The sequence below is a fragment of the Achromobacter insuavis genome (genome assembly GCF_902859645.1).
In the GTDB taxonomy this organism is placed as follows: Bacteria; Pseudomonadota; Gammaproteobacteria; order Burkholderiales; family Burkholderiaceae_B; genus Achromobacter; species Achromobacter insuavis.
On record NZ_CADIJR010000126.1, the window covers coordinates 1 to 11,251 of the forward strand.

General features: G+C 68.6%; 9 protein-coding genes and 2 pseudogenes. 2 read left to right on the top strand and 9 right to left on the bottom strand.

The features are described 5' to 3' along the window. Both H0523_RS30400 and H0523_RS30405 read right to left on the bottom strand, forming a co-directional pair. Positions 1-1,099 (bottom strand): annotated as a pseudogene (locus tag H0523_RS30400) (VRR-NUC domain-containing protein); the annotation flags it as partial. A gap of 76 nt (positions 1,100-1,175) precedes the next feature. Next, complete coding sequence (locus tag H0523_RS30405; protein WP_054434692.1) at positions 1,176-1,688, bottom strand: P-loop nucleotide/nucleoside kinase family protein; 513 nt, start codon at positions 1,686-1,688, stop codon at positions 1,176-1,178. 253 nt (positions 1,689-1,941) lie between these two features. On the opposite strand from H0523_RS30405, the gene H0523_RS30410 reads away from it, so the two are divergent. After that, positions 1,942-2,457: a GNAT family N-acetyltransferase gene (locus H0523_RS30410; RefSeq protein ID WP_054434690.1), complete on the top strand. Its 516-nt coding sequence runs from the start codon at positions 1,942-1,944 to the stop codon at positions 2,455-2,457. Positions 2,458-2,548: 91 nt separating this feature from the next. On the opposite strand, the gene H0523_RS30415 is transcribed toward H0523_RS30410, so the two are convergent. The 4 genes from H0523_RS30415 to H0523_RS30430 all read right to left on the bottom strand — a co-directional run bounded on the left by H0523_RS30415 (position 2,549) and on the right by H0523_RS30430 (position 7,455). Further along, positions 2,549-3,499, bottom strand: coding sequence for a sensor domain-containing diguanylate cyclase (locus H0523_RS30415; protein ID WP_054434688.1), 951 nt, complete (start codon positions 3,497-3,499; stop codon positions 2,549-2,551). Positions 3,500-3,641: 142 nt separating this feature from the next. Next, positions 3,642-4,955, bottom strand: a complete 1,314-nt coding sequence (locus H0523_RS30420) for a c-type cytochrome (protein WP_054434686.1) — start codon at positions 4,953-4,955, stop codon at positions 3,642-3,644. A 10-nt stretch (positions 4,956-4,965) separates the two neighbouring features. Then, positions 4,966-6,741 (bottom strand): GMC family oxidoreductase, encoded by a 1,776-nt coding sequence (locus tag H0523_RS30425; protein ID WP_054434684.1) that lies wholly within the window; start codon positions 6,739-6,741, stop codon positions 4,966-4,968. Positions 6,742-6,744: 3 nt separating this feature from the next. Further along, positions 6,745-7,455, bottom strand: a complete 711-nt coding sequence (locus H0523_RS30430) for a gluconate 2-dehydrogenase subunit 3 family protein (protein WP_054434736.1) — start codon at positions 7,453-7,455, stop codon at positions 6,745-6,747. 359 nt (positions 7,456-7,814) lie between these two features. On the opposite strand from H0523_RS30430, the gene H0523_RS30435 reads away from it, so the two are divergent. Continuing rightward, positions 7,815-8,393, top strand: a complete 579-nt coding sequence (locus tag H0523_RS30435; protein ID WP_054434682.1) for a hypothetical protein — start codon at positions 7,815-7,817, stop codon at positions 8,391-8,393. Positions 8,394-8,478: 85 nt separating this feature from the next. Here H0523_RS30435 and H0523_RS30440 read toward each other — a convergent pair whose 3' ends face one another. The 3 genes and pseudogenes from H0523_RS30440 to H0523_RS30450 all read right to left on the bottom strand — a co-directional run. Continuing rightward, entirely contained in the window at positions 8,479-9,237 is a 759-nt protein-coding gene (locus H0523_RS30440) for a GntR family transcriptional regulator (RefSeq protein ID WP_054434680.1), read from the bottom strand. After that, positions 9,234-10,955 (bottom strand): glycerol-3-phosphate dehydrogenase/oxidase, encoded by a 1,722-nt coding sequence (locus tag H0523_RS30445; RefSeq protein ID WP_054434678.1) that lies wholly within the window; start codon positions 10,953-10,955, stop codon positions 9,234-9,236. The genes H0523_RS30440 and H0523_RS30445 overlap by 4 nt, the downstream gene beginning before the upstream one ends. Further along, a pseudogene (locus H0523_RS30450) lies at positions 10,952-11,251 on the bottom strand (FGGY family carbohydrate kinase); the annotation flags it as partial. The pseudogene H0523_RS30450 and the gene H0523_RS30445, both read right to left, overlap by 4 nt.

The following is an 11,251-nucleotide window of genomic DNA, read 5'->3' on the forward strand; positions in this document are numbered from 1 at the left end:
CTAGCGCCAGGTCGAAACGCGTGACCGGGGCGGCCGCGCCGCGCGGCGCGCCCTGCCCCAGCTTGCGGCGCAGGCGCGGCAGCATGCGCGCCAGGCGCTGGGATTCTTCCTCGCTTTCGGGCCGGGCCTCGGCCTGCAGGGCCAGCGCCAGCGCCGCGTCGAAGCGCGCCATGCGTTCGTACACGCGGATGCGGCGATGACGCGCGCCGGGGTAGGCGCAGAGCGTGTACACCCGCTGCGCGGCCTCCCAATCCTGGGCCCGCTCGCAGGCCTGGCCCAGGCGCAGCAGCACCTTGGCGCGGCGCTTTTCGAGCCAGGCATTGCCGCTGGCGCAGTCGGCCACCGCCTGCAGCAGCGAATCGACATCAGGGCTGTCGTCCAGCGCCTGGCGGCAGGCGTGCAGGGCCAGGTAGCGGTCGACGTCTGCCCGCGCCTGGAAGGCCCGCGAGGAAGGCTCGAATGGCACCGCCTCGTACTGGAACACGCCCAGGTCGGCAAGGACGAACTCTGACCAGTCCTGGTGCAGGTTGCCGAAGAACATCAGGCGCAGGCGCTCGCACAGGTCGGCCACTGCGACGCGCCAGGCCGGATCGGAGGGCCCGGCGGCGCCGCGGCCGGCCGCAAGCGCGGGCGCGCCATCCAAGCCTGCGCCGCCGGGAGCGGCGGCGGGATTCCAGCCCGCATAGGGCTGCGCCTCGGGCTGGCTGGCCCGCAGGCCCGCCAGCAGATCGGCCTTGCGCGCCGCGCCCCTGGGGCGGACGGCGGCGAACAGCCGGTCGAGTTCGGGCCGCGTATGCAGCCCGAACAGTTCGTCCAGCGTCATCGGCGCGTCGGCGTCCAGCCAGCCCAGCGCCAGCAGCGGCGCGGCGGCCTCGGCCGTGTCGGGGATTTCCTCGTAGACCAGCCGGCTGGCGCGGAACCACGGCCCGCGGCGCATCAGCATGCGCACCAGCAACGCCTGCGAAGCTTGCGGCAAGGCCGCGAAGTCCGCCATGAAACGGCGTTCGCGGTCATCCAGCAGGTCGGCGTAGCGTTCGCCGACCCACGCCAGGGCGCGCTGGAAATTGTGCAGGTAGTAGTAACGGTGCGGGGGCAACATCGGCCGGAACGAGTGACTGGGTATTTATCCAGTAATCATAGCAGGCCGACTCGCTCGCCGCCCCCTCGGCTTATACCTATGCGTGACGCACGATCTCGAACCCCTCATCGTCCTGCGGCGCCACGAAATACGCCGTGATCGCGTCGTACTGCGCCTCGCTGGTCGTGAAGGGATGCGTGCCGGATTCGTTGCGCGCGCGCAGCCGCGCCTTGCAGACCGCGTCGGGCAGGTCCAGGAAATGCAGCTGATGGCGGCAGCCGGCGGCCTGCGCCGCCTCGCGCAGCCAGGCCCGGCTGGCGCGGGTATTGGCCGGAAAATCCAGCACCACCGACAGCCCCGCCGCCGCCAGCGCGGCGACGTGGCCGCCCATCGCCTGACGCAGGCGGCCGGCGCAGCGGGCATAGTCGGCCACCTCGCGGATCTCGCCCGGATACAACGCCGCCAGCCAGGCGTCCTCGCTGATCAGCACGGTGCGCGGCCGCGACGCCAGCTGCGCCGCCAGGGTGGACTTGCCGGCGCCGATCTTGCCGCACAGGAAATGCAGCACCGGTTCGGCGGGGGATGACACGGAAGACGCGTTCGATTGCATGGACTGCCTCTGGAAAAGACCAATGGGCGGGCCAACAAAAAACCCGCCATTGGCGGGTTGATGTAGCGATGATCCGACGCGCGCTACCCCACCGAGGTCCCAGCGGGGCGAATAATCAGGGCGGACGGGCGGCGCGGACGGTTCATGGCACGATGATGCTGGACGCCGCCAAACCTGTCAAACTCCTCCGGCAGCATGATCGCCCTGGCCACGCGCCAGGCCGGATCCTCCTCCATCGCCCCGAAAGGAATCCATGTCCCGCTCCGCCGTCACCCTGCGCCAGGCCACCGCCCGCGACGCCGACGCCATTGCCGCCATGCACGCGGCCAGCTGGGCCGTCACCTATCGCGGCCTGCTGCCGGACGGCTTTCTCGATGCCGGCCTGGCCGACAACCGCATGGTCCATTGGCAGGACCAGATGCGCGAGGCCGACACCGATGCGCAGGCCGTGTTCATCGCCGAACAGGACGGCCAGCCGATCGGCTTCGTCTGCGTCAAGCAGGAGCGCGGCCATCCCGGCGAGGTGCTGCTGGACAACCTGCACGTGCTGCCGCCCTGGCAAGGCACCGGCGCCGGCAAGCTGATGGTGGCGCAGGCCGAGGCCTGGGCCCGCGCCCGCGGCGCGTCGCGGCTGTATCTGTACGCGCTCGAAGGCAACACCCGCGCCATCGATTTCTACGAGCGCCAGGGCTGGCGCAACACCGGCACCGAAAGCGACCAGATCGGCGGCATCGAAGTGCAGGCGCGGCGCTACGAGCGGCCGTTGTAGGCCGCGCGGCGCCTGGGGCCATGCTGCTGCCAGCCCGCAGCCCGCCCGCGCCACCCTGCCCGCCCGGATCACCCGGATCGCCCGGATCGCCTCAAGCAGCCCCCCACCGCACGTGCTCGATCCGGTCGCGCCCGTTGTTCTTGGCCGCGTACAGCTGCTGGTCCACGGTCCTGATGAAGCCGGCGCGGTCCGCGCGCCCATCGGGCACCACCGTGCCCGCGCCGATGCTGACGGTGACCCGCCTGCCATGCGGTGACAGCGCATGCACGATCGCCTTTTTCTGCAGCAAGCGCTGGCAACGTTCGGCAACCTTGCGCGCGATTTCCGCATCCGCCTCGGGCAGCAGCACGACAAACTCTTCGCCGCCATAGCGCGCCACCAGATCGCGCGGCCCGTCCAATGCCAGGCTCAGCGTCTGGGCGATCTCCACCAGGCATTGGTCGCCCTGTGAGTGGCCGTAGAGATCGTTGTACTGCTTGAAAAAATCGACGTCGAGCAACAACACCGACAGCGGCTTGCGCTCGTTGCCCGCGCGCTCCCACTCCCGTTCAAAACCACTGTCGAAGCGACGCCGGTTGGCAATGTTCGTCAAGCCATCCTTGAAGGACAGGTCCTCCAGCTCCTTCTGCAGGTTCAGCAGCTTTTCCTCGGTCTTCTTGCGCTCGGTGATGTCGAACATGAAGCCGATCAGCGCATCGACCTCGCCGCTGGCGTTGCGCACGACGTGCACAACGTCGCGGATCCATACATAACCGTTGTCCTTGGTCAGCGCCCGGTAGTCGGCCTCATGGTCGACGCCGGCCCGGGATTGGGAGACGCAGAAATTCACCACGTACTCGCGGTCTTCCGGGTGCATGCGCATGGCCCAGTCCTCGACGCTCACCCAGCTATCCACCGTCCAGCCCAACAGCGCCTCGATCTGGGGACCGATATAGGCGAACTTCATCGTGGCCCAATCGATCTTCCAGGGAATCGCCTTGGTCGACTCCAGCAAAGTTCTGTACACCGCGTTGTCATCTAGCAATCTGCCTTCGTCGGCCATACCCGATCCATCCTCGATCCACATGCACCAGCCACTGTAGCCTGAACCCGGCGCGATCCCTCGACAGGCCGAAAAAAAATTCGCCCGGCGAAGCGGGCGAATCTGGGAACAACGCAGGCTTGCCGCCTGCCGGCAAGGCCGCCTACCTGACCGGCGCCTTGGCCGCGCCCACGTCCTTGCGGACCTTGGCCACGTCCGACGCGCTGACCGCCGCGCCTTCGTTGCCCCAGCTGGCGCGCACGAAGGTCACCACGTCGGCGACTTCCTTGTCGGTCAGGCGCCAGTCGAAGCCCGGCATCGCATACGCCGTGGGCGCCGCCGAGGTCCCCGGCATCTGCGCGCCCTTGAGCACGATGTGGATCAGCGAGGCGGGATCGGCCGAGTTCACGGTCGAGCTCAGCGCGAGCTGCGGGAAGGTCTCCGCGTAGCCCTTGCCGGTGCTGCGGTGGCAGGCCGCGCAGTTGTTCAGGAACGTCATGGCGCCGTCGCTCGTATCCTTGCCGGTGCGCAGGGCCTGCGCCACGGTGTCGTTGTAGGCGAGCGGCTTGGTGGCGTTCTTGTTCACCGGCGGCAGGCTCTTCAGGTAGACCGCGATGGCGTTGACGTCGGCGTCGGTCAGATGCTGGGTGCTGTCCTGCACCACCTGCGCCATGCCGCCGAACGCGGCCGAGTGGCCGTTGCGGCCGGATTTCAGGAAGGCGGCAATGTCCTCCTTGCTCCAGCTGCCCAGGCCGTCGGTCATGTCGCCGCGCAGGTTCTTGGCGAGCCAGCCCTCGACCACGCCGCCGGACAGGAAGGCCGAGCCGTCGGCGTCGGTCAACGCCTTTTCCTGCAGGGCGAAGCCGCGCGGCGTGTGGCAGGTGCTGCAATGGCCCAGGCCCTCGACCAGGTACTGGCCGCGCAGCAGCGCCACCTTGTCGGCGTCGCTGGCCGGGGCGGTGACCGGCGCCGTGACGACATCGGGCGCGAACATCCAGCGCCACACGCCCAGCGGCCAGCGCATCGACAACGGCCAGGTGATGTCGGTGTCCTTGTTGGCCTGCTTGACCGGCTCGACGCCGTGCATGAAGTAGGCGTACAGGGCCTTGACGTCATCCGGCGTGACCTTGGCGTAAGCGGTATACGGCATGGCCGGATACAGCGAGTGGCCATCCTTGGCCACGCCATGGCGCACGGCGCGGTCGAAGTCCTCCAGCGTGTAGTTGCCGATGCCCGTGTCCTTGTCGGGCGTGATGTTGGTGGAATAGATGGTGCCCAGCGGCGACTCGATGCCCAGGCCGCCGGCGAACGGCTTGCCGTCCTTGGCGGTGTGGCAGGCGATACAGTCGCCGGCGCGCGACAGGTATTCGCCCTGCTTGATGCGCTGCGCATCCGCGGTGGCGGGCGTGCCGTCGGCGGCCCAGCCGGTGCCGCAAGCCAGGATCGAGAGCGCGGCAACAATGGTTTTCTTCATCATTGTCGGCTCCTTACGCCTGGACCAGCGGGCCGGGGTTCTTCAGGTACTGGTCGCGGATCGCTTGCGCGGCCCAGTACGCCAGTGCGCCCACCAGGCCGGTCGGGTTGTAGCCCATGTTCTGCGGGAACACGCAGGCGCCCATCACGAACACGTTGGACACGTCCCAGCTCTGCAGGTACTTGTTGACCACGCTTTCCTTGGGGTTGGCGCCCATGATGGCGCCGCCGGTGTTGTGCGTGCTCTGGTAGACCCGGGTGTCGTAGCGCGCGCCCTTCTTGCGCACGGCGACGAAGTGCTTCTCGGGCTTCATGGCCTTGGCCACGTCCTCCATGCGCTTGCCCATGTAGCCCAGCATGTCGAATTCGTTGTCGTGCCAATCGAACGTCATGCGCAGCAGGGGCTGGCCGAAGCTGTCCTTGTAGGTCGGGTCCAGCGACAGATAGGCGTCGCGGTACGACATCACCGAACCGGAGATGCCGATGGTCATGTAGCGCTGGTAGGCGTCCTGCACGCCGGCCTTCCAGGCGGTGCCCCAGGACGGGGTGCCGGGCGTGGTGGGCGTCATCTTGATGGGACGGCCGCCGTAGCGCACGTGGCGGATGCTGGCGCCGCCGACGAAGCCGAGCGGGCCGTGGTCGAACTGGTCGCCGTTCAGGTCATCCATGCCGACGCCGCCGGCGCCGGTGCCGACGAACGGGTTGAGCTGGGTGCCCTTGGGCAGCAGCACGTTGACCGCGCCGTTCATCTGGTAGGCGTAGTTCTTGCCGACCACGCCTTCGTTGGTCTTGGGATCGTAGGGCTTGCCGATGCCCGACAGCAGCAGCAGGCGCACGTTGTGCATCTGGTAGGCCGACAGGATCACCAGGTCGGCCGGCTGCTCGATCTCGCGGCCCTGGGCGTCGATGTAGGTCACGCCGACGGCCTTCTTGCCGGTCGAATCGAGGTTGACCTTGATGACGTGCGAGTGGGTGCGCAGTTCGAAGTTGGGCTTTTTCAGCAGCACCGGCAGGATGGTGGTCTGCGGCGAGGCCTTCGAATACATGTAGCAGCCGTAGTTCTCGCAGAATCCGCAGAAATTACAGGGGCCCAGGCGCACGCCGTACGGGTTGGTGTATGGGCCGGAGGCGTTGGCCGCGGGCGCCGGATACGGATGGAAGCCCACTTCGCGCGCGGCCTTCTCGAACAGCTGGGCGCCGTAGGTGTTGGCCAGCGGCGGCAGCGGGAATTCCTTGCTGCGCTTGCCTTCCAGCGGGTTGCCGCCCTCGACGATCTGGCCGTTGAGGTTGCCGGCCTTGCCGGAGGTGCCGCAGACGTATTCGAACTTGCTGAAGTACGGCTCCAGTTCGTCGTAGGTGACGCCGAAGTCCTGGATGGTCATGCCTTCGGGAATGAAGCTCTTGCCGTAGCGCGTTTCGTAGCGCGTGCGCAGTTCCAGCTCCTCGGGCAGCGTGCGGTAGTGCATGCCGTTCCAGTGGAAGCCCGCGCCGCCGACGCCGGTGCCCAGCAGGAAGGAGCCATTCTGGCGATACGGCACGGCCACGTCGTCGACGCCATGCCGTATCGTCACGGTCTCCTTGGACAGGTCCTGGAACAGCTTGCCGCGCACGGAGTACGCCAGCTCGTCCAGCACCTTGGGATATTCCGCGTCCTTGGGGGTGTCCTGCATGGCGCCGCGTTCCAGCGCCAGCACGTGCAGGCCGGCCTCGGTCAGTTCCTGGCCCAGGATCGCGCCGGTCCAGCCGAACCCGACCAGCACCGCGTCCACTTTGTCTTTCTTGATCGCCATGGCTTACCCCTTATCCCCGGAGATCGACACGGGCCCGTAGGGGTACTTGGCGTTGGGCTGGTCGACCCAGTCCATGTAGTCGCCGCGCGCGCCCGGGAAGCCCACCATCTTCCACCCCACCATGTTCTTGTTGCCGCCGTACATCGGATCGGCGAAGAAGCCCTCCTTGGTGTTGCCCAGGAGGAAGCTGAAGAACGTTTTGGCGGGCACGGTCTCGAACTCGATCTTGCCGGCCTGCAGGTCCTTCAGGATCTGTTCCTGCTGCGGCTTGTCCAGTTCGGCATAGAGCTTGCCGTGGGTCTTCTTGCACCACGCGTCACAGGCCTCGATGCCGTGGCGGTAGACCTCGCGCGGGTTCTGGTTGAGCTGGTAGCCCAGTTCGGGCGCCACGTCGGGATGGAACGGCCCCTGCATGTACCAGAGCTTGCCGTGGCCATAAGGCGTTTCCATCTGGCGATCGATGAACTCCGGCACGCCGGCCTCGATGGCGCCGGGACCGTACTGGTCCGCGGGGATCAGGTGATCGACCGCGGCCACGATGAAGTTCCATTCGGGCTTGGTGAAGTAAGTGGGCTCGTAGGCCTTGGCCGCGCGGGCCGCGCCGCCATCGGCGGCGTTGCTACAGCCGGCGACCACGCCGGCCGCCAGCGTCGAGGCCGGCACGATGGCCAACGCCTGCAGAAACCGCCTGCGCGGCTTTGTGTCTTCTGTCATGGACATCTCCGTGAAAATTCCAAGTCGTCCTAGCGCGCAGCCGAACATGAACTCTGGAAACACGAACTGCCGGGCGGCGCCCTGGTGACAACACGCTCTTCTTCGTTACTGAAAAGCAGGCCGATCCTTGAAAAGGGACGCAAGGAAAGGTGGCCCTCATTATGCGCTTTTCAGACCAACTGATCTGCTCTCCCGACCGTATCAGATCGATTTTCTTGACTTGGGATTTACTTTTGCATTAAGGACACTGTCAGAAGAATGCAAAACAGCCCCTGCTCTGTATAGTGCGCGAGTGCGCGCGCGGCCCGCGCTGGCCCGCCTGCCGCCGGATAACAAACGTTACTCACGGAAACCATTCGATGACGGAAAAGAACAATACCTGGCGCAGCACGACCACCACCCGCAGTTGGACGATATCCAGCGGCCTGTCGAGCGAACACCGCGACGCCATCGAGGCGCTGCGCGGCGCGGGCCTCGGCGACGGGGCCCGCGTCAGTGAGCAATGGCGTTACGCCGGCGACGATGGCGACGGGCCGTTCAATGTCGAGATCAAGGATGGCGCGGTCACGGTGAATGGCCGCCGCTACGACAGCCTGGACGAGGTGCCGCGCGAGGAACGCGAACGCATCGAAGCGCTGCGCAACGGCCTGGCCCACGACGGCTTGTGGGACACGCTGCGCGAGGCCGGCCTGGATATTGGCGGCCTGATGGGCGCGGACGCGCCGACCAGCCAGGCCAAGCCCGAATTCATCATGGAAACGGATATCCCCGACGTGCGCGACGCGGCGCCCGCCGGCGCCTCGGCGGCGGCATCCGGCGTCGACGCATCCGCGCCGGGCGCGGTGCCGCGCGGCGGCAGCGGCCTGCGCCGCATCGTGCTGGTGGCCGTGGTGGTGGGACTGGCGTGGTGGGTGCTGCGCGCGACCGGCGCGGCCTGAAGCGCGGTCCCTTCCCCGCAGGATCGGCCATCAGGGACTGTCCACCCGCGCCATGGGCATGCCGCGCCCCGCGGGCCGGCCGGCTTCAGGTCGTGGTCTGCACGTGCAGGCGGCTGGACTTGCAGCGGTGCAGCGCGCGGTAATGCTCCAGCGGCCGGCCGTTGGCGCCGTAAGCGATCGACTCGATGCGCAGCAGCGGTTCGGGCTCGGTCATGCCCAGCAAGGCGCAGGTCTCCGCATCCGGCAGCACCGCGTCGATCCAGCGTTCGGCGCGCACGATGCGCAGGCCGTACTGGCGCCGCAGCACATCGTAAAGCGAGCGGTTGTCCAGGCGGGTGCGATTCAGCCCCGGCGCCAGGTCGGCGGGCACCGCGGTTTCCACCAGCAGCTGCAACTCGCCATCGACGCTGCGCAGGCGCTTGAGCGCGACGACCTGCGCGTCCTCGGCCAGGCCGAGCGACGTCATCTCGCGTTCGCTTGGCGCGCGCAGTTCCTGCAGCAACACCTGGGTGCGCACGGTGCGGCCCTTGCGCTCCATCTCATCGGAAAAGCCCAGCACGGTCGAAACGAAGTCCTCGTCGCGCTCGCGCGCCGAGACGAACGCGCCCTGCCCGCGGATCTTGTAGATCAGGCCGTTGCGCACCAGGTCGGCCAGCGCCTCGCGCACCACGATGCGCGAGATGCCGTACTGCTCGCCGAACTCGGCCTCGGTCGGCAGCTTGGCGCCCACGGCCAGCTCGCCCTGCAGGATCTTGCCGCGCACCACGTCGCGGAACTGGGTCCATAGCGGGGCGCCGGCGCTGCGGTCCAGCACGGTGTCTTCGGTCGGAGTAAGGCTGCTCATAACGTGATGGGACTTGGAATCGAAGCGGAAAATTGAACACGGTGCCGGTCCCGCAGCGTATCGATGCAGGCCTGCAATTCTTGCTCGCGCCGCGCCGCGCTCCAACCCAGCTCGGCCGCGGCGATGGCGGCCAGCTCGGCCGCCAGCGCGGCGGTGACGCGGCCGCGGATGGCCAGCAGCGTGCGGCGGATCACCAGATCGGCCAGGTGCTGCACGGCCGTCTCGCGGCACAGGAAACGGACCTCGGCCGCCGAATGGTCCGGCGCGTGCCGCAGCGGCGCGTCGCCTTCGGCGGCGAAACGCGCCGCCAGCGCCTGCGCGCGGGAACCATAGCGGTTGACCAGTTCGGCCACGCGCGCGCGGCCCAATCCGCTGGCCTGCGCGATGCCGTCGACGAAGCGTTCCCGGGCCGGCGCGTCGGCGGGCATATCCGCGCCGCCGCCGATGGCCAGGCTTTCGGTGGACCGCGCGCGCGGGCGGCCCAGTTGCCGCAGCACCGCGTCGGCCGCTGCCTGCGCCAGCGAACGGAAGGTGGTCCACTTGCCGCCCACCAGGCACACCAGCGGCACCTCGCGCGCGCCATTGGGCGGGTCGATCGCCACCGCGTGGTCGCGCGAGATCTGGCCGGGCTTGTCGGCCCCGGACTGCGCCAGGGGCCGCACGCCGACGTAAGTGTAGACCACGTCGCCGGGACCGAAATCCAGGCGCGGAAAGACCTCGCGCAACACGTCCAGCAGATAGTCGACCTCGGCCGGTTCGGTGGCGGCCTGGTCGGGATCGTCGACCGGAATGTCGGTGGAGCCGACCAGCACCCGGTCCAGGAACGGATAGACGATGCAGACGCGGCCGTCCGAGGCCTCGAAATACGCCATGCGGCCGCGCAGGGCGTCGCGCAGCGCGGGATGGTCCAGGATCAGGTGCGACCCCTTGGTGCCCATGACGCGCGAGCCGGCCCCTTGCAGCGCGCTGGCCGAGCGGTCGAGCCAGGCGCCGGTGGCGTTGACCACGGTGTCGGCGGTGACCCGCACCGATTCGCCGGTGAGTTCGTCGCGCAGCGTCACGCTGCGCCCCTGGCAGGCGGTGACGCTGCAATAGTTGGCGGCGGCCGAGGCCGGCTGGTCGCGATGGCCGTCGTGGATCAGCTCCAGCACCAGCCATTCGGGATGGCGGATCCAGGCGTCGTAGTAGGTCGCGGTCCAGCGCACCGCGGCGCCGAACAGCGCGCCGTCGGCGGCCGGCACGCGCGCGATGCGGTGCTCGGGCATGACGCGCTGGCGCCGGCCCAGCCGGTCGTACAGCCGCAGGCCCAATCCCACCACGCACAGGCCGCGCGCGCCGGGCGAGGCGCTGAAGCCCGCGAAGCGCAGCACGCTGCCCACCAGGCCGCCGAAGCGGCTCGACAGCGGCACCACGGTTTCCAGCGGCCGCACCAGGTGCGCGGCGTTGCGCAGCAACAGGTTGCGTTCGCGCGTGGCCTCGGCCACCAGCGAGAACGCGCCGCTCTCCAGATAGCGCAGGCCGCCATGGATCATGCGCGACGGCGCGCTGCTGGCGCCGGCGGCGATGTCGGCCTTGTCGACGATCAGGCAATCCACGCCTTGCAGCGACAGGTCGCGGAACACGCCGGCGCCATTGACGCCGGCGCCGACGATCACGGTCGAGAAATGGCGGCCCGCCAGCGCCGCCGGGCGCGCGTAGACCGAGGCGCCGGGGGTCATCGCGCCGCTCCCGAGAGTTGGCCGAAGGCCGGCGCCAGGCTCTCCACCACGCGGTGGAACTGTCCGTAGAAATCGGTATGGGCCGCCTGCTCATGCGGATCCGGCGCCACCTGCTCGCACGGCGCCGGCAGGCAATCGGCGGCGTCCAGCCCTTGCGACAGGGCCGCATAGCCGGCCGCGCCGCGGGCGCCCGTCTCGTCGTCGCCGCAGCGTTCGACCGCGTGGCCGAGAAAGCCCGCCAGCATGCGCGCCATGCGCTGGTCGCGCGCGCCGCCGCCCAGCGCCGCCACCCGGCC